The organism is Pontibacter roseus DSM 17521, assembly GCF_000373265.1.
Taxonomy (GTDB): domain Bacteria; phylum Bacteroidota; class Bacteroidia; order Cytophagales; family Hymenobacteraceae; genus Pontibacter; species Pontibacter roseus.
Window position 1 is genome coordinate 1 of sequence record NZ_KB890762.1, and the last position, 23,973, is coordinate 23,973.

Sequence of the window (23,973 nt, forward strand, 5' to 3'; positions counted from 1 at the left end):
AGTAGCCCGTATGATTGAATTATCGAACTTTATCCACAGGGATTTAGTAGATTTAAGGGAGTTTTTGAAGCAATAGTCAAATATTCAGATTTATAACTTCACTACCTCGCCATCCTGCGGAATAATCAGTTTATCTACTCCGATATTCAAACTTTCTGCTTTTTGACGAAGTGACTCTCTTGTGGTGCGACAATGGTCCAGCGCATTCATATGCACTGCGATGACCTTTGCCTTTCCACTTTCCTTTACCAACGCCATCGTTTGGTCCTCATCCATCAGGATAGGGGTCTTCTCAAAGCCAGGCACAACTGCACCCCCGGAGTTGACGATGATATAGTCAGGCTTATATTCCTTGATGGTCTTTTTGATTTCCTCTGTCCAGATAGCATCCCCGACGATGTAGATAGTAGGCTGGTTTTTGGCCTTGAGCACAAAACCCGAGGTCTTGCCCATCATCTTCAGTACCTCGCCGGTTCCATGCTGTGCCTCTACCCGGTGAACGCTTATATCATTCCATACCCTGCTGTTATCCAGGGTTTCTGCGTTGATGAACCCTTCCTTCTTGAAAAAATCTCTGTCAGCAGGCTGGTTTATCAGTTGTACAGATTTATCCAGGGTCTTGCTTGCGGCCTCATCGAAGTGATCGGGATGGCTATGCGTCACCATGACCAAATCAAGGCCCTTGGTGATTTCACTTACCGGCATCTTCAATTCGACCGTAGGGTTCCGCTCGATTCCAGCGAAAGACTGAAAGCCTCCCTTTGGAGAAAGCATCGGGTCAACTAAAATTTTCTGCCCGGCATACTCTATAATCAAAGTGGCGTTTCTGACTAGCTGAAGACTAGCCTTCGTGTCTGCTTTGCCTTGTGCAAAAGAAAAGGTAGCAGATAAAGTTAACGCTACCAGTAAAAATACTCTTTTCATAATCGTTCTGTTTTGTTATGGTCCGTGTTTCATCCCTTACAACATTTGTGAAGTAATGAACCCGACGCAAAGGTCGGAATAGCGGAATGCTTGCAGCCTACCAAAGCCTTATGCTATGCTACCATTTTGATAATCGGCAAGGAAGACGGTGGTAGTCTGGCCGGTTTGCGCCTTGAAAAACCGCATCAAGTGGTTAGGCTCCGAGAAGTGGAGTTCGTGCGCTATCTCGGCTACAGTCAGACCAGAATGGATCAGGTAGTTCTTGATTTCAAAGAGCAGCCTTTGTTTAAGTAAATGGGTGGCCGTCACGTTGAATTGGGCCTGTACCGCTTTGTTCAGCGTGATTCTACTGATGCCTAAAAGCTCCGCGTACTCTCCAATCCGCTGCTTTTCCTTGATGTGTAGCTCAAGTAACCTTTTAAACTGATAGGCATAGTTGTTCTCCGGCTTATCGAGTGGCAGGTTGTTTTGCTGGGCATAATCCCTGTTGAGTTTCAACAGCAAATAATAGAGAAGGGAGCGGATAAGATGTTCGCTGTCTGGTTTCGTCTCCTTCAGTTCGGTGTGAATTTCAGTGAGTGTGCTGCAGGCTTTCTGGATATACCCCGCTGTGACTCTCATGTTCAGCGGGTAATCCAGCTGGTAAAAATAAAGAAGCCGGTAGGTGAACAGCTTGTCGGAAAAGAAGTCGTTGAGGAAGCCTTCCTGGAAAATAAGGAAAGTGAAGTCCAGGTGGTTTGGGTCCAATTTCCATTGCCTCTTCTGAAATGGAGAAATGTAGACAATGGTATTGTCGACCAAGTCGATCTTTCGCTGGTTCAGTTCGAGATGCCCTTTCGCTTTTCTGAAAATCAGGATCTCAAAATAGTCGGTATTGTACACCTCTGTATTGGTATACGCTTCTTTTATTTCATCTCCTGATCCCACCCTTAGCAAGACCTCTACACCGCACTTGGTTTTATCGAATTTTATGGTTCTCAATTTCTGCGCTTGCTGTATTAGCTTTCAGTTATCAGGTAATACGACGTGTAGGCACTATCAGCCCTGATGCACTCCAAACATAACGGATAAACTGTTCTTCTTAAGTGCAGGTAAGCAGTTAGCAGCATTGGGCGAGAGGTACGTTTTTGGCTTTCGTATGGGAAAGGTGAGACCTAGGTCGGAGCCTTTTTTAGCAAAATACTCACCTGGCACACTCCTTAGCTGTAGTGTAGAAGTAGAATTTTGAGGCGAGCAACCTCAGAATCAACCGAAGGGGGGAAATTATCGAACCAAAAAAGCCGCCCTAATATACGTGGAGCGGCTTTTTTGCTGTAGTAGCCCGTAGGATTGAATTATCGAACCTTATCCACAGGGATTTAGCAGCGATTGGTACCTATTAAAGGATTAGAGAGGGAGTATACAATTAAATTAATCTATAAAGGATAAGATTATCTTTTATAGATTATTTACGTACCTTTAGAACCTATGCATTATAAAAACCTGCTGACATGACGAAACAAAAAAGTGACAATACAATTCCACAAAACCGTTCAAAGCTCTTTTACGTCATACTGCTAACAACTTCTAGCCTTCTTCCAACTGCCACCTTCGCCCAATCTGGGAGCACAGCTGACAGCGGTCTGTTCAGTTTGCCGGGCATCCTTATCACCATCACCCTTCTGATTGTACCTGTTGTCGCTGCCATTTTTCTACTGGTAGTGAAGGCAAACGCGCTCTTCAAGAATATTCAGAACAGAAAAGACTCCGAGGAGGCCACACGTTTCGCCACATACCTGAAGACGTTGAATGTGGAGCAGCTGGAAGCGCTGCAAAACGACAGGCACCACCAGGATTACCACTTAAATAACCAGGAGCTATCAGGGCCTTTTTCACCGGAAGACTCCAAGGGTCTTTTAAGCAGCATCAACGAGCGGGCCAACATCCGATTCATAGAGGCCAAACGCAAAGCCATCGTACGGCCCGGCATCGACCCGGCACTTGCGAGGCTTATCCTTTGGTTTTTGGGTACTGCCACTTTCTGGCTTGTCTTCGGTACATCGGTGGGGGAATATGTCGGCATTAAGTTCGTGACTCCGGATGTGGACCAGGTAAGCTGGCTGAGCTTTGGCAGGTTGCGTCCGGTGCATACCAACGCCGTGTTCTGGGGCTGGTCGTCGCTGGCTATGCTCGGGCTGGGGTATTACGTCGTGCCACGGGTAAGCAACATCCAGATACACAGCCTGAAGTCCGGCTGGTGGTCGCTCATCCTCATCAATGCATCCGTTGTGTTGGGCACCATCGCGCTGATGGCAGGTATTAACAACGGTGGCGGCGAGTACCGCGAGTACATCTGGCCCATCCAGTTGCTGTTCGGCATCGGCCTGGTCATAACATTAGTCAATTACCTGAGGACCGTAGCGCGCAGGAAAACGACAGAGATTTATGTGTCGAACTGGTACATTGTGGCGGCGGTGATGTTTGCGATTGTGATCTCCATAGTAGCCTATGTGCCAAACTTTCAAAACGGACTCGGTGAAACCATCATTCAAGGCTATTATATGCATCAGGGCGTAGGCATGTGGTTTATGCTCTTCACGCTCGGTTTGGTCTACTATTACCTGCCCCAGCAGCTCAACAAACCTATCTATTCCTACAGCCTCGGCATCCTTGCTTTCTGGTCGCAGATATTCTTCTATACCTTAATCGGAACGCACCATTTTGTGTTCAGCGCTATACCTTGGTCGCTGCAGACAGTAGCGATTGTGGGCAGTGCTGGCATGGTTATACCTGTCGTGTCTGGCACTACCAACTTTATAATGACCTTCCGGGGCGCCTGGCATAAAGTGGCCGGTAGCTATACCTTGCCTTTCTTCATTGTGGGCATCATCTTCTATTTCACGGGTTCGTTGCAGGGCACGGCAGAGGCTTTCCGCAGCACTAACCTGATGTGGCACTTCACGGACTTCACGGTGGCGCACTCGCACCTGACCATGTACGGTATCATTGCTTTCTTCCTGTGGGGTGGCATCTACGCCATCGTGCCGCGGCTTACGCGCCAGGAGCCACCACAAATCACGGTGGGCATTCACTTCTGGATGGCTTTTATCGGGATGATGTTCTATACTATACCGCTTATGTGGGGTGGCACTATGCGCGGTCTGATGTGGATGGAAGGGCTCCCTTTTATTGAAAGTGTGACCATGATGGCGCCTTACTGGTTGTGGCGTGCAATTGGCGGTTCGCTGATGTGGGTATCGCACCTGGTGTTCGCCTATAACATGTACAGGATGATAAATCCGCGCAAAACGGTGAACATTAACGACGAGGCCATCAAGAAGCTCCATGCGAACGATTATGAATTGGTGGACATCCTCGATAAATAAAAGCAGCAGACAATAGCACCCATTAAATTCCTAACAGTTGCTCTTTAGCACACAAAGCATATGATGGACTTTTTTAACGACTACAGGAAACTATACCTTACGTCACTCGGCTTGTTTGTCCTGCTCACCATACTGGTTGCCATCATGCCCGCCATCAGCAACCAGAACAACAACAGCCCGCTGCCAACCGAAGAGGCCCTGAGTGCCGCCGCCCTGGAAGGCAAGGCGCTTTATGTGGCCAACGGCTGTGTGGCCTGCCATACCCAGCAGGTGCGCAACCTCGATATGGACAAAGTATGGGGCAAGCGCCCCAGCATAGCGGCCGATTATGCTGATGAACAACGCACCGATTTGTGGCGGAATACCGCCACCCTGATGGGGACTGAGCGCACCGGCCCTGACTTAGCCGATGTAGGCAACCGCCAACCCAGTGCTGAATGGAACCTGTTGCACCTGTATCAGCCACGCGCGGTGGTAGCGGAGTCGATTATGCCGGCCTACCCGTGGTTGTTCGAAGAGAAAGCTGAGTTGGAGGAAGGTGACGTGGAGGTTCCCGTGCCTGATGCTTTCCGGAAGGGAGTGAAAGGTAAGATTGTAGCAACCAAAGACGCCCTGAATCTGGTGGCCTACCTGCAGTCGCTGAAGCAGGCGGAGCTGCCCGGCTCCATGGCCGCGCCGGAGTTCCTGTACAAGCGGGAAGAAAAAGCTAAGGCGGATGCAAGTGGAGGCGAAGACCTGGGACTGGATGGCGCTGCGCTTTACGCGGCCAACTGCCAGAGCTGCCACCAGGCCAGCGGCGAGGGCCTGAAAGGAGCTTTTCCGCCCCTGAAAGGAAGCCAGATTGTACTGGACGATAACCCCGAGGTGCTGATTGATGTGGTGATGAACGGTTACGATGCCCGGCCTGAGTTTGCGTCTATGCCGGCCATTGGAACGAATATGAAGTTATCAGCTGCGGAAGTAGCCGCCATCATCAATCACGAGCGCACCAGCTGGGGCAACAGCGCGCGCAAAGTGCCGGTAGAAGAAGTTCAGAAAATCATGGATATGCTCGGACAGACAGCCAAGAAATAAGGAAATATAAAATTTAAATCAACAGCAAAACTATACCTATGCAAAACCAGGAAGAAGATTACCTGCCAAGTTTGATTACTGCCACGCCTTTTGAAGGACGGCAACTTGCCATAAAGTTGTCCCGGAAATCAATTGGCGCTATACAGCCGGATGCTGGTGTACGGCAGCAGCTGCGTGCTGCTTACGCATCTGATACAGCGCAGTTGATTGCATCGGCTCAGGTAATAGCGGTAGAATTTCAAACGATTGCACAGGCTAACAATTACTGGCGAACAAAAGATTAAAGAAGCACTTACCTATGAAAACATTCCTGCTAACGGTTCTCGGCATACTCTTCAGCTTGGTAGCCTATGCCTGCCCGGTATGTGAAAAACAGCAGCCAAAGGTGCTGCAGGGCATCAGCCACGGGGCCGGCCCGCAAAGTGACTGGGACTATATCCTTGTGTGGGCCACAGTGGTTATTGTGGTGGCTTGTTTGTTTTTTAGCATAAAATGGCTGGTCCGTCCGGGTGAAGAAAGTAGGGACCACATCAAAAGAACTGTATTAGAATTTTGACAGAATGGAAGACAAGAGCTCTGTAATAATTTTTGTGGATGATGATCCGCAGCCGGTAGGCTCCTTCAAATCGCCCATTAACTTCGAGCTGGATACCCGGAAACTGGTGGACGGAGAACATACCCTGCGCATCGTCAGTAAAGACCCGTCCGGCAAGGAAGGCATCCGCAAAATTCCGTTTGTTGTGCGTAACGGGCCCGACATCAACGTGGAAGGCATTTCTGAGAACGAGGTGGTAGACGGTGTGCTACCCATCATGGTGAGTGCCTACGGCAAAGGCGATCAGAAAGTGTTCCTGATAGAAGGCAGTGAAACGCCACGGAGTATACCCAACTGGGTATGGATATTGCACATCCTTTTTGGCGGCTGGGCATTATATTACCTTATTACACAATTTGCAATTTAAAGATGACACAAAAACACGATATAAACGGACTGGAAGACATTAAAGTATTGGTAGATGAGTTCTATACCCTGGTCCGGAATGATGAACTGCTGGCGCCCATTTTTCTTTTCAGACTCAATACCTACTGGAAGCCGCACCTGGAAAAGATGTATACCTTCTGGAACGCTGCGCTGTTCGGGGTAAAAGGCTATACCGGTAATCCTTTTGCAAAGCATGCGACTATGCCCGTAGATGGAGAACACTTCGAGCGCTGGCTCTCCCTTTTTATCGGCACCGTTGATACTTACTTTGAAGGCCCGATGGCTGAGGAGGCGAAGAAAAGAGCCTTGATAATGGCAACGAACTTCGAAAGGCGTATCGATGGGCTGAAGGGAACTGATACGGTTACGCTGGTTTAAATGACTGCAACTAAGGTTAGTTTTTTGTAATTGATCTAATGAAGTTGAAATGGAAATGAAAGAGATTCATGCCAATTCTTCCTACAAAGTGTTGAACGTTAACTTAGCTAAAGGAGAGGAGATGCCACGGCATTATGCCTCGTCAGATGCGTTCCTGTTTGTCAGAGAAGGCAAAGCAGTGCTGAAACTTCAGGAAAGAGAAGTCACACTGGAATCAGGTTTTACTTTGCTTATTCCGGCCAATGAGCCGCACAGCCTGCATGTTTTGGAAGACTTTGCTGCCGCAGTTGTATTAGCTGCTGGTGCGCAGATAAATTTCATCAACAGCCAGTAAAACGGGAGTAATGATTACATACCTCTAATGGCTGTTGAAGCAATACGATCAGGTATAGCATAGAGCCAAAAGCCGGTGCATAAAGTTTTCTGTCCTATGTTAGGTAGTTATACTTTATGTTTGTAGCAGGATTTTAAAAATGGGGACAGAATATGATTTCCAAGTCGTGCAAATATGGCATCAGGGCAGCAGTTTATATAGCCTCGAAAGCTGGAGAAGGGGTTAAGCTGAATGTGAAAGACATCGCTAGAGAGGTAGATGCACCTGAGGCTTTTACAGCGAAGATCCTTCAAATCCTCAACAAACACCGAATCATTACTTCTTTGAAAGGACCATATGGTGGATTTTTTATTGACGAATACCAGCTGGAGCAACCTGTTATCAATATCGTTAATGCTATTGACGGCATGGCCGTTTTTTGGGAATGCGGACTTGGTTTGAAAAAATGCTCTGAGACCCATCCATGCCCCATGCACGACAAATTTAAAGTGGCACGTGAGTCCCTGCGTGATGTGTTTCAGAATACTACCATCGAGCAACTGGCAAAGGAACTGAAGGAAGGCACTTCCTTTATCAAGAACCTTACGTAACGCACTCCCTTATAGAAGTTAAACTTGCCGGTGCCTTATTAAGGTGACTATACTTACAGGTTGCGTGAAGCTTAACGAGAGAAGAAACTGCTTTAGCATCCGAATAGTGCCCAAAGAGCACAAAAAAAGCTGCTCCAGTTTTAACTGGAGCAGCTTTTGTAGACCAAAGGATTGAATTATCGAACTTTATCCACAGTGATTTGGAGGCTGTGAGAGAATATTTATTGCTGCTGAAAATTCATAAATAAAAAGTTCTTATCTGGTTACTTTGATCTAAATTAAGTAAAGTTATGCGTGATATAAAAAACACTAACTTAAATGAATCAAAAGCCTGGTATAACTTCTAAGTTATACCAGGCTTTTGATGGTTATTACACTCTTAAAAATTCAAACTATTGGTTGACTTTATAAAATTAGAGCGATAAATTCTTTCTCCTTGGATAATTTCAAAATAGAAGTCGTAATATCGTGCCGATACCGCTCCATTATCATCATATTCTGTCCCCGATTGCATTATAAAGGTTGAAGTGCTTTTATTAAAAGAATATTTCACTATTGGACATTTTGGGTATTCTTGAGTTTCAATTAGTTCTAACACATTACCCTTGAGTGGACGGTTGCCATTTATCTTTTCCGCTCCAGATGAATCTTTGTAAGCGTATCTTGAGTTGATTTTAACATACTCACTTGAACTGACATTGATCAGGTTATAAGGATTAGTAAAGCTGGATTTCAGTTCCATAACATTTTCTGGACAATTAGGGACCGTAGTTATACCTAATATAGGAGAAACTAGTGTGAAAGGATAATCAGCTCTTAAATTAAAGTAGTTTTCTGTTATCTGACTGTTGAAATTAGCATCGTATTGAATATGATCTACTTTAAAAGTATAATCACCGGCAATAAACTCTATATTAATTTCTATTGTCGCTTTCCCTTCTGCGTCAGTTTTTAAATCATAATTAGCAGAAGAATAGGTGATATTCTGACCTACATTAACTGGAATTACATTTGCCGGCATACTGCCATATGGATTAACATGTAAGGTGGCATTGGCAATTGGCCTATTTTCCGCATCGGTAAGCAGGAATGTGAAAGGTTTACCACCTGTTTTATGTCCCACAAAAATCTTAGGCTGCCCTCCTGATACAATAATCTTATAGCCCAACTTGCTGTAAATAGGGAAAGTAACACTGTTGTTTACCTTGCCCCCAATGAGCGAGCCAACAGCACGGATTTGTTTTGTACCGACAGATTCAGGCGTATAGAAGGTCGAAGCGTAACCATCGGCGTCTGTTACGCTGGTCGTATTGCTGAGCGTGCCACCGCCAGTGTTTAATATCTCCCAGTCAATTGTTGCATTTCGCACTCCGTTGTTATTCTGGTCAGTCACTCGCACTTTCAGAGGTTGTGCTATCCTTTGCCCTGCATTGGTAGTTTGATCAGCCCCAGAAATATAGTGGAGCGTATAGCTGGCGGGTGAAGCGGTAAACGTGACTGGACTACCGGGTACATCATTATTGTCTTTATCTTTAAAAAAGGCAATCATTTTCTGCATACCAGCCGGCCCTAACTTCCATTTGACTTTCGCTTCCCCGTTTTGGTCCGTGAAGGATGAAGTAGAGGTCACAGTACCACCGCCTTCCGTTACCGACCACCATACTTTCTGATCCTTCACTGGCAACTGCCTGTGGTCTACCAAGCGTACAATAAGATCGTTGGGCAGAGTCTCCCCGAAGGAGGCGCTTTGGTTATTGCCGAGCACATATTTGAGAGAGAAGCTGTTCTTGGCAATGGCGGTGAAAACTGCTTTGCCGTCTTTAATCGCATTTCCGCTTCTGTCCTTTACAACAGCCTCTACTTTGTTCTCTATTTCTGCGGTTCCCAGGGTCCATTTCGCCCTTGCGAAGCCTTGTTTGTTGGTAATGGCGTTACCTGTAACGCTACCACCTCCGGCAACTACGTTCCAGCTGACCTGATACCCTTCCACAGGCTTGTTGAGTCCATCAAGTACTTTAATGATCAAAGAATCCGGCAGTATCTCCTTGGGGGCCGCCGTCTGATTATCCCCCTTAGTTTTTAGCACCTTAAAGTTTGGAATAGTCAACGTTCCATAAACCTCCTGTTTGAAGGCCGGTACGTCAGGCAGCGTATAGGTGTAGGTAAACTTGAATTTCTGGTCTGTCAGTTCCTCTGTGGAAAATCTGACTTTATAGATGTCGTTTTCCTTGATCAGGCCGCCGCTCACGTTCGTATTTTCAGTGATTTGCACGTTCACTTTGGTATAATCAACTGCCACTTCCTTTTCTTTCAAAGGCAGCAGGTCCGGGAGGGCACCGAAATCAGCCATGTACTCCTGCCATAATTGTCGGAAACCGAGGTACAGGCCTACAAAGCTTTTCAGTACAGGCTCTCCCGAAAAAGCATCGTTTGGCTGCAGGTTTCTTAGTCTGACAGTCATATTGGCCTTGTAGGCGACTTTGTTGATGAAAGTCTGCTCAGTTGCGGCAATGCGCTGCTGGAAATCTGCGCCAAAGCTGTTCGAAACAGCTACCATGGCATCATCGAAAATACTCAGAGCAGTGGCCACTATGATATTTTTCTGCTCTATGATTTTATTTTCGAAGATGCGAGCTCCTAACACAGCACCGGCAGTAGCCCAATAATTTACTAAGGTTGCCTGTCCAGGTACGAAGACCGATACAGAGCTGGCGATTAGTGCCGGGCCAGCGACCATTAGCCCTATTTCTGCTATTGCAAGCTTTATAGTCCCAATTTTGGCTCTCACATCTGAAATGGTGGATTGGGAGCTGGCTAGTCGAAGCGCGTTGAGGGAGGCTTGTACTTTATCAAAGTGATAGCGGTTCGCAGATATGAAGGCTGCGGCTATCCTCTGATCCTCTGGACTGGCGGCAGCTATCATTTGTATGTGCTCTGCTTGGGCGTCTTTTGCTGCGTCGAGCTCAGATTTCGCCTGTTCCGCAGACATGGTCCCAACCTTTACCAGGGAATCCAAAGTGATTTTGTATTTGCTTAAATCTGTCGCATTCACAAAGGCTTCCAAATAGGCGATTGGTTCTGGTATATCCTGGTTAGGTAGCACCTGAAGCTTGATGTCGAGTAGGCTATTCTCCACGGTACCCTTCAGGTGGGTGGTACCCGGCGCGATGGCAGGCACACCGCCGACAAGCAGTGTGTCATTCACCTTTTTCAGGGTGACATCCAGTTCCCCGAACTTTGCTGCGTAAGTGTCAGACTTGAGGGGCTTTTCCTTTACGATAACCTTGTATATTTCGTAAGGGACTAACTCTGTTTTTTGGGCTATAGCCTTTAGTTGCGGGATTTCGCTGGCTGGTGCTGGGTCTGGAGAGTCAGGGTTGCAGGCGAATAGGAAAACAAGCGAAAGAGAGAAGGTCAGTAAAGCGCGTAAAGCTTTTATCATGGAGTATAGGTCTTTATGTAAATTTTGCAAATATATAATTATATAAGTATATAGCTTGTGACGTTTACTAAATAATCATCCTATGTTATCTTATTTTTCAAATTTCTAATTGAGTGTGGAGGAGTTAGTGAGTCTCATGCAACATTGCGAAAAGAAACAGCCAGGTTGTAAAAAAACTGCTTAGTACGAATGGCGGTTACTGTTAGTGCTGATGATTCTGCCCTTTGTAAGCTCCCTGACTGGAACGGTAGGGAAGTTAGTGTAAATGGAAGATATAAATGTGTTGCCACAAGGGTAGGGGTTAAGAACATGGCTCAATTGATACTCTACAGCCAGGTAAGTATTATTACAAACGGCACACAATTTTTCTTAGAAAATTATCGGGCTGTGTGGGCCAGCACATTTCCTTTCATGAGGCAATAGAAGTAAGAACAGTATATAAGAGCAGTTAAGTATTCATGATATACTAACGCTGTTTAGAGGGGGGGCTCAAGCTCAGCAGTAGGGGAGAAACTGCTTTAGTGTCCGAATAGTGTCCGAAGTGCATGAAAAAAGCCTCTCAGCGTTAACTGAGAGGCTTTCATGTAGACCTCAGTATCGAATTATCGAACCTTATCCACAGTGATTTAATGCTCGTGTGTAATTATTTGGAGGTGGAACAGGAACGATGACACCATTTTTATCAATAAAACAAGTGTTTAATTAATTTTAAACGTCAGAGCCCACCTTTCACTATATTTTGTAAAACTTGATGGGTTTGATAATGCGGTTTTTTAGGATTAGTCTCCTAAACCAATAACTATTTTTCTATTATCAGTAATGATTCGCTTTCGTTTTCACTACACAAATACCCACTACTAAGTATATGTATATATTAATATTTTATAGTAGTTTTGTATTTATAATAACTTATTTAAGAGTTATCAAGCTTACATGATTGCAGTCGATTGAGTAATTAACCTATCTATATTGTACCCAATCATACGTTTTTGTAATCAACACAGGCAGACATGCTTAGCTTGATAACTTGAAAATGAGTTCCTTATTTGTTTGACTACTGTACATTACAAAAGCTAAAATTAGATTCACATGTATTTCAACTTTAAGAAATCAACCGGTATTCTCTTGTTAGTGACAACGCTCTTCGTCACATCTTGTAAAGAGGACGTGGTAGACGCTGACCCCATAAGTAGCCGCTTTGGAGAGTATGTAGATATACCCAATCATGTACCATTCAGCCATGCTGCTTATAATTTTATAGCAACAGACAATGGCCTGTACTTTGGAATGAGTACTATTGATGATGACAAAGACGTAGAGTCTGTTTACAGATATACGCTGGTACAAAGCGATATCCTGAAAGGGAAATGGATTTCTTACAAGCATGATAGTTATTTCGATTACTTCATGCCATTGAATAAAAAGTCCGAGCTTCATGGTAATCAAGAAGTAATGATATATCCCAGTGCCACTCCTGGCAAAATCCCAGTTTTCAAAATTGTGAACATGTTGAGCGGCAAAGTGATACAGGAGATAGAAGCTCCTTGGCATGAGTTTCTCGACCCCAGTGGAGGGAAATATAGAAACTATGGAGAAATCATCAAGGATGGCAAGGGTGCTGAGTGGGCCCTCTTTCAAAGCGAGTATATGACTGATGATAAAAATGTACACATCATCAAAAGAAAAGTCGGTAATTCTTATGACCAAGTAAGCAGGATAGTAGCCAAGGGAGAGTTGCTATATGCTGCATCAAACAATGAAGGCTTGTATGCCATCTCTCCAACGGAGAGAAAACTGTTTGTGATAAATCCGGAATCTGGGCATACAACCTATGATTTAAGTGAATATTATGATGCCCAGTGGGACTTGTACTCCTACAAAATCAAATTCAGATTCTCAAACAATGCTACCTTTTTCCAATACCAGAATAAAGTGTTGAAACTCAATGAAGGCAATAAAACACTTTCCCTCTTCTACACGATAAAAGCTGTTTGGGGCGGAGCACAGGCCGGGGACTTCTGTGTAGACAATGACTATTTGTTTGCAACCGATGGCACCAGGAAGGAATTGAATGGATTTCATAAAGAAGTGAACATCATCCCACCACCGCCTAAAACTACGAATCAGGAAATCTTCATGGAGCATATGGATAGGACGACTGTGTTCCAAGCTGGAGAGCTGGAGACGTCTACAAATCCTGACGATAAATATATCTATGTGCTAGACGGAGTGAAAGGTAGGATTTTGGTGGTGTCAAAGCATTACATATAACCGTAGACTGGACTTTAGCTATATGTAATCCTAGAGTTAGAGTACAAGTCGAAATAGGGAAGGTCACTCAGATTGAAATTTTCTAAGCAGTGTTGCCGGGTATTTCGCTTGCCTTTCAGAACAGGCTTTGTGCTATAAGCACAAAGCCTGTTTTTTTTAACATGATACCAATGTAGGTAGTTATTGATTACAATTATAGGTTTATTAATTGCTATGTCAAATCTACGATTGTAAAGGGGAGTCTGAAGAATATAAAAACCAGAGTACTAAAGCTTGGGCAAAAAGAAAAGCCGCTTCAGTTTTACCTGAAGCGGCTTCTTAGTAGTCCGTAGGGGAATCGAACCCCTGTTGCCAGAATGAAAATCTGGAGTCCTAACCCCTAGACGAACGGACCATCAAGTGATTTGAGGATGCAAATATACAACTTGTAAGTTATAGTGCAAAACTATTTCTAGATTTTTGGCACTCTTACAGCCGTTAATCTGTGATTTCAATAGTCAAAAGAAGTAGAAAGCTTTTTCCAAACCAAGTATTATCTTGTGCGTTATACCTTATCAAGTAAAAACTGTTTATAACATGGCACGAAGAGCATACTACACCGGCGTAACCCCTGACGCTTATAATGAATTGAAAAGCAAATTGCAATCTATGGGCCTGTCGCTGCAGGGCGATAGCGGCAGAATCAATGAGAAAGGAGTGAACGCGAACTATACCTACAACGCGGAAGCTCAGTCGCTGGAGATTGATGATTTGTCCGTTGGCTTCCCGGCCAGCATGATGATTAACGCCGATAGCCTGGTGCAACGCATGGACCAAATGATTGCACAGTATGGAGGCAAATCAGAGGCCTAAATCAAGCCTTTGCACCAATAACTCCGTATAAGAAACCACTTGTTTAATACATATATAACGAAACCGAAAATATAACTATGGAAAACGATAACAAGGGCAACCAGAACAACGGTGGCAGCGGACAAAACCAGAACAAGAAGCAGTCTGGTGGAGGTGGTTCTAGTGCCTTGAAACTGGTGCAGCCACACGATATGTCTAAGACAGTAGAGTCGGCTATGCACGTGTTTCAGGGCCGTCGCGAAAAACTTCCTGAGCTACTGCACGATGTGGGAACACTTGTACTACAGGGTGCTCGTAGGATGTCGACTACCCAGCTCATTTTGGCTGCAGGTGCTGTTACCCTAGGCGCTGTGCTGATAGCTAAGTACGTAGCCGACGAAGATTTTGACCTCATTGACTAAGCCTAACCGCTTGACATAGAAGACCCCAGGTATACACTGCCTGGGGTCTTTTTTTGTAGAAAGCCTAACAGCGGGTTTTCTGGTATAAGATTTGTAATTATGCGGCTATATAGCATTGGGCTATATGTTTAGTCAACTAACCAATCAACCACCTAAGCCAAAAATTATGAAAAAGACATCCTGGATTGCCCTCTTGCTACTGCTCGTAAGCGTACTGCAGGTACAGGCACAACAGCAAATTCAGCCCCCACTTGTCAATGTGAACGGGATAGGGGAAGTGAAGCTACAACCCGATGAGGTAGTTATCAACCTGGGAGTGGAGATGCGCGAAAAAACGCTGGAGCAGGCACGCAAGCAGACGGACAGTAAGGCAGCGGCCATTATTGCTTACCTGCGTAAACAGGGGGTGGATGCCAAAGACATACAGACCTCCTATGTGAACCTGCAGCCCATCTACACAAGTGGAGAATATGGCAAGGCCAATCCTGATTTCTACCTCGCCCAGAAATCCATGACCATCGTCATCAGGAAGCTGAACCGGTTCGATGAACTGCTGTCGGGTTTGTATGACAACGGCGTGAACCGCATTGATGGCATCCATTTTCGGGTGAAGGATGTGGAGAAGCACAAAGCCGAAGCGCGTAAGCGTGCTCTTGCGGATGCTAAACAAAAAGCCAATGCCATGACCTCTGAGTTAGGGGCGAAGGTAGGGAAGGTTTACGCCATCAACGAAAGCACTCCTATCAATGGTGGCCCGCGCATTGCGTATGCCAAGTCAGCTATGATGGAAGCAGACATGGCCCAAGACGGTGGCCCTAGCATTGCCGGCGGAGAGGTGACCATCACCTCACACGTGGGCGTAAGCTTCGTGATAGAGCAGTAATAAATATTTATTGTTATGAGAAGCGCCTGCTACTATACAGTAGCAGGCGCTTCTCATTTTAAGGTATATCCGGCTATTCCAGCAGCCGCTCAATTTAGCCTCTTAAAGCGTTCCATCGGGTTAAAGCCAGCCTGCTCATTCACCAGAAAGCTAATTGGTTGCTGTGGATTGGCCAATATTTCTTTCTCCCGAATACCCCAGGGTTTCAGCATTTCCTCCAGCATGTGGGCATAGGCGGTCAGGACCCAGGGGTTGAACACTTCGTTGGTGACATCATCAATAATGGTATCCATTGTGATGTACCTGTCTTCGGGCTTGAGTGGGCGCTCAAAGTACTCTGGGACCGCATTGAAGATGTAGGCTGCGTAAAACACACGCGCCTTAAATTCGGCTACCTGTATCGGGTGCAGTTGCTGCCCCTGCGTGAGGCGGTACAGTCTGCCTAAGGCCTTGCCGATAATGCCGTTGTCCAGGAGCGTGCATACCACGGACACGGAGCCGAGCTTGATGCTGAAGGCCATGGTAGTCAGTTCATCCTGGTACTCGAACGGCAACTCATCCTCTGTGGGGCTGACCTCTAATAGGAACAGGGAGCAGGGGAGGAAGTCGGAGAAAACCATAGGCACCCGCAGCGACTGCAGCACCTTGAAAAATTCCCGGAATTTACCCAGCATTTTGTTGTTTTCGCTGATGGGGTTCTGCGGCATGATGAGCGGGTCAGTCTCCTTGATAAGCTCCGTTACCAGGGTGCCGTAATACATCTTGCCAATCCACTGAAACAGCCTCTTCTGATCTAGCTGCTGCAGGCCAACCATACCTAGCGCTGCGGCTTGCTCTACTTCTTTTTCCAAGGGTATGACATATTGGGTATGGCAGCTGTCGCAGCAGGGGATGGTCAGTTCGCCAAAGGTGGCCACGCTTTTGTCGAGCAGGAGCAGTTCCTTGTGCTGAAGACCGTACTTCTCCTGCAGCCATGTCCCAAATACAGGAGTGCGTTGTTCTATGGTTATGTCTGTGCCACACAGAAAGCAGTTTTCGTCGCTGAACTGCATTTTCTGGAATGGGTCGTATAGCTTGAGTTCGTCCGTCATGTTCAGGTTGATTTGGCTGCAAAGATACTAAATCAGGAGGGATTGGTCAGCGGTTGGAGCGGAGGTAGTTTGGGCTATTGCCGCCTTGACATTTATGGGGGTAGGAGTCGAGAACGATTGCCACACTCCTGTCCCTCTCAAAAGGTAACCCTACTCAGCCATGGACATCCCCCTGCCCCCTTTGAAGGGGGTCTTTCTGCCTTACTCCTCATAAGGTATAGGCGCTGCATTACAGAACACTGGCAGGAATAGCCAAGCATCCTTACCACAGCAGCCACGAAGGTATAGCATCAGCCGGTTGCAGACTGCTCGAATGTCTCACCACCGTTCCCGCTGCGCTCGAACCGGCGGTGGGTAGCGTAACAGATTCCTCCTTTCGTCGGAATGACAAACAAAGCATTACTGGAACGTGAGCAGGTATAGCAGGCGAAGAGCAGGTTTAGGTATAGCCTTGACACCCCTCTGACTCCCCTCAAGGGGAGAGCTTCCACAGCAGCCACAGAGCAACGGCCGGAGCCTGGTGCAATGATGACGATTTTGTGTCTAAGCGTCAGCGAGTTCAAAAACGTCCTGACTTTTTTGCTTGTTTGGGGGTAGGGCCCCTCGATTCTCATCAAGTAGAAAAGTGAGGCCCCGCCGGCTAGGCGAAGCTATGAAAAAATTCAGGATGAAAGATGCAAAAACAGTAGCTACAAAGGAGCAGGCGCCGGAACCGGCACTATTGAGAAAAAAGTGAGAAGAAGAGATAACAGCAAGCCTATAAGCCGGGTTTTGTCATCAGACCGAAGCCTGACGTCTTATCATTTATCTAGGCCTGCACTCACGCACAGGCTCCATCGACCTACCCACTGACATCGGACGAGCAGCCCTTAGCCCCGCCAAAGCGGAGCGCTGTCAGCCTATTTGGTCTTTCAACTCCTAAGGTTTACCCAGCTGGGACAGTCACCTGCCCACTGGTGCGCTCTTACCGCACCTTTTCACCCTTACCACGCTTGCACGTGGCGGTACTTTTCTGTGGCACTGGCTGTAGCCCTCCAGTCTCCCGAAAGGCCCCTTCCCGTTAGGAAGTAGGATGCTCTGCGTTGCCCGGACTTTCCTCCCCTCCAGGTGGAGCGGCGATAAGACGGCTTGCTGTTAATTCTTCGATACCTGCAAAGGTATAGTAAATTGTTGGATTGCTTGATTGTTCAAGCGTTGAAAGCAGCTATAAGTTCCCTCAATAATAGGAGACAGGTCATGCACAAACCTTATGAGCTATACCTATTTGCAACGGGGCGGTGAGGTATAGCAATTAGGCATGGCTTAAAACTTCTAAACCCTCAAACTTATCGCAGCCTCACCAGCGTGGCGCCGTAGCCGAACTTCTCTTTGCGGGCATCCTCGAAGAAGCGTATGCCAGGGGTGCGGCTCAATAACTTCTGGATTTCCTTGCGGAGCACGCCGTTGCCGGTGCCGTGTATGAAGATGATTTCGTGCATGTTGGCGGCCATGGCGCGTTCTAGGGCATCCTGGAAGCGCTCCAGCTGCAGCTTGAGCATGGCGCTGTTGCTCATGTCGCTGTAGTCCTCTACCAGCTTCTCGATGTGCAGGTCTACCTCATGTTCCGGCGCCTGCACCTTTGCGTTCTGCTGTGCGGCAGGCTTTTCTGAGAGCTGCTCCTTTATCTTATCGGTGTCCACGGCCACAGGTTTGGTATCCAGCTGGAACAGATAGGCCTCTTTGTTCACAACAGGGGCTGTTTTCTTGCTCTTGTAGAAGGAGTTAGCCCGAAACTGCACTTTCTTGGTGACAGGCTCAAAAAGGGAAGGGCTGCCATTGCGGTGCTGCAGAAACTGCACAATCAGGGTAGGCCATTTCTCAAAATCCTTCAGGTGGTAATGTCCCACCACCCGGGTCGCTTTGGGGGGCAGTTTATCGTTCTGCAGGCCACGGTATTGGTTGTTGCGCTCTTCGCCGCAAGTAAAGAGGATGTCGTAGTCGGTGTTGTTGATGACGGTGGCCGCCAGCAGCTCCTCCGACTGGTGCACCATGCCCAGGTAAATCCCTTTTTCGGCCAGAACGGGTGCGGGAGGCTCTTTTCGGGCAGCAGGCCGGGCGATGTCCGGCTCCGCATTTCGGAAGGCTTTTGCCTCCTCTGGGGCAATCAGCACAATCTCCCGGCGCGAAACAGGTATGGTGAAGTCGTTGTCGATGGCGACTTCCACGATATTATTATCGAGTATGCGTGTAATGATGCCTTCTTCTCTGCCAGACATCAGGCGCACGCGGTCTCCTACGTTCATAGTTCTAAGGTTTGATATGTATGTTCAGCCGGTATGCGCCGCTGCTAATGGGCTATACCTGTTTGTCTGTCTACGCTAGCGCCTCCTCCAGGTATGCCCATCGGGATTCTTCGTTACTCGGGTTTTCCTATAACATAGAAGTCCCCAACAGCAGGAAGAGGTATAGCTAACAAGACTGACCCTTTACAAAGATACGACTTGCAATTCAGAGTTGGCTGCTCTATTAAAAGTAGAGTGGGTGTAGCCGGAAGCCGTCCCGCCGGTTGTATTCCAGGGCCGGAGCCGGTATTTTGACGATACTCAACACATAGAGCGCCGTGTTCACAACCTTATTGCGGCCTTTGAAGTGCATCAGGTTCAGGTCGGGGCTGAGGTAGTACTGGCGGCGGGCATCAAATCCGCGCACCTGGTTCAGCTCTTCGTCGTTGTACACCATCCCTTCGCCGCCATACCCGACTGCTATACTCAGCCATTTCGGATACCGGCTTTCCTCCTTCAGAAAATCACCCACGTTCACCGACAGCCAGTAGGTCTGTCCGTTATAGTCTTTCAGGGCCTGCTCCCCTAGGCTGCTTCCCAGCACATAGGGGCGTTCTCCGGCATAGCGGGTGGTATGGAAGGAGTACTTAGGCATAAAGCGCACCTCCCGCCAGGCCAGTTCCTGCGCCACGACGGCAGCCGAGCCCACGGTATTGGCAATTGCATCGCCCACAGAGGCGCCGTAATCTGCCTGGTAGCCATCGAAAATCTCAATTGGGGTCTGCAGGGCTATACCTACCAGCCCACCGTAAATTATCGCTTTCTTGTCAGGCACGCCGGCCCAACGCAACAGGTCTATACCTGCACGGCTTTGGTGGAAGGCGCCCCAGAAATGGCCAGCTTTGTCCATCTGCTTCCACTGGCGGTTATCGTTGAAGAAATGAAAACCGATGCGTTCCTGGTCCTGGTACCAGGCGTTGTTCAGCGAGAGCAGCAAAGCGGTATAGCCGGCCGTGAAACCTGAGCCCAGAAGCAGCAGCCGCTGTTTGTTGAGGGGGGCTGTCGTGGAATCACTCGCGGTGGCGGCGGCTATACCTCGGACAGGCTGCAGCGACAGCAGGCAGCAGAATCCAATGGTCAGTAAAAACGATTTTCGAGGCATCCCCCAAAGATACACAACCCAATGCAAATGCGGACATGGCCCCCGCCGGCTTCAGAAGTATGCTAGTTCCAGCTTTCTATTGTTTTTCTAGCCACCATCCTCAGTTCTAAGGGAGGCTGGTAATCCTTAACTGACTGTATGTTAGGCTGCTGTTGCTGTCGGGAATCAAAGATTCGTGCTAGTCAACAGAGCCTCCTTGCGCTACCGAAATTGAATTATAACCTAATTTAGAAAAACGCTGTATTAACAGGTGTTTTGAAAACAGCAGGCACCCGCTTTCCTGGCCTGCAAGCATACCCATTTCCTAGACTATATTTAATAGATTAGCTAACGAATAACACATGGCATGCCGGGCACTCCCGTTCGGCCGCACTTGAAATGAAACATGTTAAGCAGCTATACCCTACATCTCACCTTATATGAAAATCAAAAAAGTACTTGTCGCTAACCGCGGCGAAATCGCCATCCGTGTACTTAGGGCCTGTACAGAGCTCAACATCCAGACGGTGGCCATCTATACCTACGAGGACCGCTACTCGCTCCACCGCTACAAAGCCGACGAGGCCTATCAAATAGGCAAAGATAACCAGCCCTTGCAGCCCTACCTCGACATTGACGGCATTATTGCCATTGCGAAGGATAATGGCGTGGATGCGATTCACCCAGGGTATGGATTCCTGTCCGAAAACCAGCATTTTTCCCGCAAATGCGCCGAGAACGGCATTATTTTCATCGGGCCGCGGCCGGAGGTGATGGGCGCGCTAGGCGATAAGGTATCGGCAAAGAAGGTGGCTGTGAGCTGCGAAGTACCCATCATACAAAGTAACGACCTTGACCTGAACACTTATGATACCGCGCTGGAAGAAGCGCACCGCATCGGCTATCCGCTCATGCTGAAGGCAGCCGCAGGCGGCGGCGGACGGGGCATGCGCGTGATTCGGGACGACGAGCAGTTGGAGAAAGGTTTCTTCGAGGCCAAAAACGAAGCCTTGAAGGCTTTTGGGGACGATACACTGTTCCTGGAGAAGTACGTGGAGAACCCGAAGCACATCGAGGTGCAGATTGTAGCCGACAACTATGGCAACATCACCCACCTCTTCGAGCGCGACTGCTCTGTGCAGCGCCGTTTCCAGAAAGTGGTGGAGGTGGCTCCGGCCATCAGCCTGAACGAGGAGGTGCGCCAGCAGTTGTATGACTATGCCATCCGCATCTGCAAAGCCGTGAATTACAACAACGTGGGCACGGTGGAGTTTCTGGTGGAACCGCACAATAACAACATCTACTTCATCGAGGTGAACCCACGGATTCAGGTGGAACATACTGTGACAGAGATGATTACGGGTATAGACCTCATCAAAACACAGATATTCATTGCCGACGGCTATACCCTGGACCACGAGGAGGTGCTGCTGGGTCCCCAGCATACCGTGCGGGCAAACGGCGTGGCCATCCAGTGCCGCATCACCACCGAGGACCCGGAAAACGATTTCAAACCCGATTATGGCACCATCATCGCTTACCGCAGTGCGGGCGGCTTCGGCATACGCCTCGATCAGGGCAGCGTTTACCAAGGCGCTAAAATCAGTCCTTTTTTTGATTCGCTGCTGGTAAAGGTATCGGCGCAGGCACCTACTTTACGCCATGCGGCCATGAAGATGTCGCGTACGCTGGACGAGTTTCGTATCCGGGGTGTGAAGCAGAACATCCAGTTCCTTCAGAACATCATCACGCACCCAACTTTCATCTCCGGCGACGCCACCGTGGATTTCGTGAAGAACCACTCCGAGTTGTTCGTGTTCAAGAAAAGCAAAGACCGCGCAACCAAACTGCTGAGCTTTCTGGCCGATGTGATAGTGAACGGCCACCCAGATGTGAAGAACCCGGACCCGAACAAGGTGCTCTCTAAACCAGATTTCCATGGCTTCAATTTGAACAAGCCCTATGAGCCGGGCACCAAGGACCTGCTGACAAAGCTGGGACCAGAGGAATTTTCCAAATGGCTGCGCAACGAGAAGCAGATACACTACACCGACACCACCTTCCGGGACGCGCACCAGTCGCTGCTGGCCACCCGCATGCGCTCCTTCGACCTGCTCAAAATAGCCGAGGCCTACGCCAAGGACCATCCGCAGACCTTCAGCATGGAGGTATGGGGCGGCGCGACCTTCGACGTGTGCCTGCGCTTCCTGCACGAGGACCCGTGGCGCCGGCTGGCCGAGATACGCGAGGCTATACCTAACATCCTGCTGCAGATGCTCATCCGCGGTTCCAACGGGGTAGGGTACAAGGCCTACCCCGACAACCTGATTGAGGCTTTCGTGGAGAAATCCTGGGAGACGGGCGTGGATATTTTCCGCATCTTTGATTCCCTGAACTGGATGAAGAGCATGGAGCCTTGCATCAACTTCGTGCGCAAGCGTACGGGTGGTTTGGCCGAAGGTGCCATCTGCTATACAGGCGACATCCTGAACCCGAAGAAGACCAAGTACAATCTGGACTACTACCTGCAGCTGGCCAAGCAACTGGAAGATGCCGGGGCGCACATCCTGGCCATCAAAGACATGGCCGGTCTGCTGAAGCCATACGCTGCCACGGTGCTGGTGGAGGCGCTGCGCGATACCGTTAAACTGCCCATCCACCTGCATACCCACGATACTTCATCCATACAGTCCGCCACATACCTGAAGGCGATAGAGGCAGGCGTGAACGTGGTAGACGTAGCCCTTGGCTCCATGTCTGGTCTTACCTCGCAGCCTAACTTCAACTCCATCGTGGAGATGATGCGCTTCCAGGAGCGGCACCGCGAGTTCGACCAGAAGAGCCTCAACCGCCACTCCAACTATTGGGAGACGGTGCGCGAATACTACTATCCGTTTGAGTCTGGCCTGAAAGCCGGTACGGCAGAGGTATACCGCCACGAGATTCCGGGTGGGCAATACTCCAACCTGCGCCCACAGGCCAATGCCTTGGGTTTGGGGGATAAGTGGGAGCTCATCAAGGAGACGTTCGCGGAGGTGAATCAGTTGTTCGGCGACCTGGTGAAGGTGACACCAAGCTCTAAAGTGGTAGGCGACATGGCGCTATACCTGGTATCCAACGGCCTGACCACGGTGGACGTGCTGGAGCGCGGCGACCAGATTTCCTTCCCGGAGTCGGTGCAGTCGCTCTTCCGCGGTGACCTGGGCCAGCCGGCTGGCGGCTTCCCTAAAAAGCTGCAGTCCATCATCCTAAAGGACGAGAAGCCTTTCGAGGGCAGACCCAACGAGCACCTGGAGCCGGTGGATTTTGATAAAGAGTTCCGGGAGTTCCAGGAGAAGTTCGGGGCGCATACCAAGTTCACCGATTTCCTGTCGTACCAGCTATACCCCAAGGTATACGAGGGCTTCCACAAGCACTACGAGCAGTATGGCAACGTCTCCAAAATCCCGACGCGTTTGTTCTTCTACGGCATGAAACCCGGCGAGGAGGCCATCATCGACATTGCTCGGGGCAAGTCCATTGTCATCAAGTACCAGTCGCTGGGGCACGTGGACGAGGACGGTATGCGCACGGTGTTCTTCAAGCTCAACGGCCAAACCCGTAACATTGAAGTGCGCGACAAGTCGGTGAAGGTGGAGCGCGTGCAGCACCAGAAGGTGGACAAAGCCAATCCGAAGCACATCGGGGCGCCGCTTCAGGGCCTGCTGTCGAAGATTCTGGTGGAGAAGGAGCAGACCGTGAAAAAGAACACGCCGCTGTTCGTGATTGAAGCCATGAAGATGGAGACTACTATCACCGCTTCAGAAGAGACGAAAGTGTCAGACATCCACTTGTCGGAGGGCTCCTTAGTGAATACCGATGATTTGGTGTTGAGCCTGTCCTGATAAGTGTCATACCTGACAAGAAAGCCACTGCACCTTATAAGGCAGTGGCTTTCTTGTATTATATCAAACCTTCGGCCCCCATATCTAGTAACCTACAGAA

At 48.4% G+C, this 23,973-nt stretch carries 20 protein-coding genes, 1 tRNA gene and 1 other RNA gene; 13 read left to right on the plus strand and 9 right to left on the minus strand.

The window, feature by feature from the left end; genetic code table 11:
• Positions 1 to 90 precede the first annotated feature (90 nt).
• Entirely contained in the window at positions 91 to 924 is an 834-nt protein-coding gene (locus tag B051_RS0106430) for an MBL fold metallo-hydrolase (RefSeq protein WP_018477361.1), read from the minus strand.
• Between the two features lie 108 nt (positions 925 to 1,032).
• Positions 1,033 to 1,905, minus strand: coding sequence for an AraC family transcriptional regulator (locus tag B051_RS0106435; RefSeq protein WP_026236226.1), 873 nt, complete (start codon positions 1,903 to 1,905; stop codon positions 1,033 to 1,035).
• A 509-nt stretch (positions 1,906 to 2,414) separates the two neighbouring features.
• Here B051_RS0106435 and B051_RS20995 point away from each other — a divergent pair.
• The 8 genes from B051_RS20995 (at position 2,415) to B051_RS0106475 (ending at position 7,647) form a co-directional block, all read left to right on the plus strand.
• Positions 2,415 to 4,289 carry a cbb3-type cytochrome c oxidase subunit I gene (locus B051_RS20995; RefSeq protein ID WP_051080645.1) on the plus strand — a complete coding sequence of 625 codons (1,875 nt, stop codon included), beginning with the start codon at positions 2,415 to 2,417 and terminating at the stop codon, positions 4,287 to 4,289.
• 60 nt (positions 4,290 to 4,349) lie between these two features.
• On the plus strand, positions 4,350 to 5,363 hold the full coding sequence (locus tag B051_RS0106445; protein ID WP_018477364.1) for a cbb3-type cytochrome c oxidase subunit II: 1,014 nt from the start codon (positions 4,350 to 4,352) through the stop codon (positions 5,361 to 5,363).
• Between the two features lie 38 nt (positions 5,364 to 5,401).
• A complete protein-coding gene (locus tag B051_RS0106450; RefSeq protein WP_018477365.1) occupies positions 5,402 to 5,647 on the plus strand; it encodes a hexameric tyrosine-coordinated heme protein in 246 nt (81 codons plus the stop codon).
• Between the two features lie 14 nt (positions 5,648 to 5,661).
• Positions 5,662 to 5,919, plus strand: a complete 258-nt coding sequence (locus B051_RS0106455; protein ID WP_018477366.1) for a hypothetical protein — start codon at positions 5,662 to 5,664, stop codon at positions 5,917 to 5,919.
• Between the two features lie 4 nt (positions 5,920 to 5,923).
• On the plus strand, positions 5,924 to 6,325 hold the full coding sequence (locus B051_RS0106460) for a hypothetical protein (protein ID WP_018477367.1): 402 nt from the start codon (positions 5,924 to 5,926) through the stop codon (positions 6,323 to 6,325).
• A gap of 2 nt (positions 6,326 to 6,327) precedes the next feature.
• Positions 6,328 to 6,723, plus strand: a complete 396-nt coding sequence (locus B051_RS0106465) for a group III truncated hemoglobin (protein WP_018477368.1) — start codon at positions 6,328 to 6,330, stop codon at positions 6,721 to 6,723.
• Between the two features lie 49 nt (positions 6,724 to 6,772).
• A complete protein-coding gene (locus B051_RS0106470) occupies positions 6,773 to 7,057 on the plus strand; it encodes a cupin domain-containing protein (protein WP_018477369.1) in 285 nt (94 codons plus the stop codon).
• A 152-nt stretch (positions 7,058 to 7,209) separates the two neighbouring features.
• Positions 7,210 to 7,647 (plus strand): RrF2 family transcriptional regulator, encoded by a 438-nt coding sequence (locus B051_RS0106475; protein ID WP_018477370.1) that lies wholly within the window; start codon positions 7,210 to 7,212, stop codon positions 7,645 to 7,647.
• A 379-nt stretch (positions 7,648 to 8,026) separates the two neighbouring features.
• Here B051_RS0106475 and B051_RS0106480 read toward each other — a convergent pair whose 3' ends face one another.
• Entirely contained in the window at positions 8,027 to 11,089 is a 3,063-nt protein-coding gene (locus B051_RS0106480; RefSeq protein ID WP_018477371.1) for an Ig-like domain-containing protein, read from the minus strand.
• A 1,089-nt stretch (positions 11,090 to 12,178) separates the two neighbouring features.
• Between B051_RS0106480 and B051_RS0106485 the strand changes: the two genes are divergently transcribed.
• Positions 12,179 to 13,360, plus strand: a complete 1,182-nt coding sequence (locus B051_RS0106485; RefSeq protein ID WP_018477372.1) for a hypothetical protein — start codon at positions 12,179 to 12,181, stop codon at positions 13,358 to 13,360.
• 322 nt (positions 13,361 to 13,682) lie between these two features.
• Here the strand turns inward: B051_RS0106485 and B051_RS0106490 are convergent.
• A tRNA-Glu gene (locus B051_RS0106490) sits at positions 13,683 to 13,754 on the minus strand.
• A gap of 182 nt (positions 13,755 to 13,936) precedes the next feature.
• On the opposite strand from B051_RS0106490, the gene B051_RS0106495 reads away from it, so the two are divergent.
• The 3 genes from B051_RS0106495 to B051_RS0106505 all read left to right on the plus strand — a co-directional run bounded on the left by B051_RS0106495 (position 13,937) and on the right by B051_RS0106505 (position 15,496).
• Positions 13,937 to 14,212, plus strand: coding sequence for a hypothetical protein (locus B051_RS0106495; protein WP_018477373.1), 276 nt, complete (start codon positions 13,937 to 13,939; stop codon positions 14,210 to 14,212).
• A 77-nt stretch (positions 14,213 to 14,289) separates the two neighbouring features.
• Entirely contained in the window at positions 14,290 to 14,613 is a 324-nt protein-coding gene (locus tag B051_RS0106500; protein WP_018477374.1) for a hypothetical protein, read from the plus strand.
• 166 nt (positions 14,614 to 14,779) lie between these two features.
• A complete protein-coding gene (locus tag B051_RS0106505; RefSeq protein ID WP_018477375.1) occupies positions 14,780 to 15,496 on the plus strand; it encodes an SIMPL domain-containing protein in 717 nt (238 codons plus the stop codon).
• A gap of 89 nt (positions 15,497 to 15,585) precedes the next feature.
• Here B051_RS0106505 and B051_RS0106510 read toward each other — a convergent pair whose 3' ends face one another.
• The 5 genes from B051_RS0106510 to B051_RS0106520 all read right to left on the minus strand — a co-directional run bounded on the left by B051_RS0106510 (position 15,586) and on the right by B051_RS0106520 (position 20,010).
• On the minus strand, positions 15,586 to 16,587 hold the full coding sequence (locus B051_RS0106510) for a hypothetical protein (protein ID WP_018477376.1): 1,002 nt from the start codon (positions 16,585 to 16,587) through the stop codon (positions 15,586 to 15,588).
• Positions 16,588 to 16,877: 290 nt separating this feature from the next.
• On the minus strand, positions 16,878 to 17,150 hold the full coding sequence (locus B051_RS22695) for a hypothetical protein (RefSeq protein WP_211214322.1): 273 nt from the start codon (positions 17,148 to 17,150) through the stop codon (positions 16,878 to 16,880).
• Between the two features lie 181 nt (positions 17,151 to 17,331).
• Positions 17,332 to 17,722, minus strand: an RNA gene (rnpB, locus tag B051_RS22000) — RNase P RNA component class A.
• A gap of 190 nt (positions 17,723 to 17,912) precedes the next feature.
• Positions 17,913 to 18,869: a Smr/MutS family protein gene (locus B051_RS0106515; RefSeq protein ID WP_018477377.1), complete on the minus strand. Its 957-nt coding sequence runs from the start codon at positions 18,867 to 18,869 to the stop codon at positions 17,913 to 17,915.
• Positions 18,870 to 19,092: 223 nt separating this feature from the next.
• On the minus strand, positions 19,093 to 20,010 hold the full coding sequence (locus tag B051_RS0106520; protein ID WP_018477378.1) for a DUF2279 domain-containing protein: 918 nt from the start codon (positions 20,008 to 20,010) through the stop codon (positions 19,093 to 19,095).
• A 419-nt stretch (positions 20,011 to 20,429) separates the two neighbouring features.
• On the opposite strand from B051_RS0106520, the gene B051_RS0106525 reads away from it, so the two are divergent.
• On the plus strand, positions 20,430 to 23,873 hold the full coding sequence (locus B051_RS0106525; RefSeq protein ID WP_018477379.1) for a pyruvate carboxylase: 3,444 nt from the start codon (positions 20,430 to 20,432) through the stop codon (positions 23,871 to 23,873).
• Positions 23,874 to 23,973: the final 100 nt, after the last annotated feature.

Coding starts and splice junctions, on each gene's coding strand:
- B051_RS0106445 (WP_018477364.1), top strand. CDS start 4,350: ATGATGGACTTTTTTAACGACTACAGGAAACTATACCTTACGTCACTC.
- B051_RS0106480 (WP_018477371.1), bottom strand. CDS start 11,089: ATGATAAAAGCTTTACGCGCTTTACTGACCTTCTCTCTTTCGCTTGTT.
- B051_RS0106455 (WP_018477366.1), top strand. CDS start 5,662: ATGAAAACATTCCTGCTAACGGTTCTCGGCATACTCTTCAGCTTGGTA.
- B051_RS0106525 (WP_018477379.1), top strand. CDS start 20,430: ATGAAAATCAAAAAAGTACTTGTCGCTAACCGCGGCGAAATCGCCATC.
- B051_RS0106465 (WP_018477368.1), top strand. CDS start 6,328: ATGACACAAAAACACGATATAAACGGACTGGAAGACATTAAAGTATTG.
- B051_RS0106450 (WP_018477365.1), top strand. CDS start 5,402: ATGCAAAACCAGGAAGAAGATTACCTGCCAAGTTTGATTACTGCCACG.
- B051_RS0106485 (WP_018477372.1), top strand. CDS start 12,179: ATGTATTTCAACTTTAAGAAATCAACCGGTATTCTCTTGTTAGTGACA.
- B051_RS0106470 (WP_018477369.1), top strand. CDS start 6,773: ATGGAAATGAAAGAGATTCATGCCAATTCTTCCTACAAAGTGTTGAAC.
- B051_RS0106505 (WP_018477375.1), top strand. CDS start 14,780: ATGAAAAAGACATCCTGGATTGCCCTCTTGCTACTGCTCGTAAGCGTA.
- B051_RS0106515 (WP_018477377.1), bottom strand. CDS start 18,869: ATGAACGTAGGAGACCGCGTGCGCCTGATGTCTGGCAGAGAAGAAGGC.
- B051_RS0106460 (WP_018477367.1), top strand. CDS start 5,924: ATGGAAGACAAGAGCTCTGTAATAATTTTTGTGGATGATGATCCGCAG.
- B051_RS0106510 (WP_018477376.1), bottom strand. CDS start 16,587: ATGACGGACGAACTCAAGCTATACGACCCATTCCAGAAAATGCAGTTC.
- B051_RS0106430 (WP_018477361.1), bottom strand. CDS start 924: ATGAAAAGAGTATTTTTACTGGTAGCGTTAACTTTATCTGCTACCTTT.
- B051_RS0106495 (WP_018477373.1), top strand. CDS start 13,937: ATGGCACGAAGAGCATACTACACCGGCGTAACCCCTGACGCTTATAAT.
- B051_RS0106500 (WP_018477374.1), top strand. CDS start 14,290: ATGGAAAACGATAACAAGGGCAACCAGAACAACGGTGGCAGCGGACAA.
- B051_RS0106520 (WP_018477378.1), bottom strand. CDS start 20,010: ATGCCTCGAAAATCGTTTTTACTGACCATTGGATTCTGCTGCCTGCTG.
- B051_RS20995 (WP_051080645.1), top strand. CDS start 2,415: ATGACGAAACAAAAAAGTGACAATACAATTCCACAAAACCGTTCAAAG.
- B051_RS0106475 (WP_018477370.1), top strand. CDS start 7,210: ATGATTTCCAAGTCGTGCAAATATGGCATCAGGGCAGCAGTTTATATA.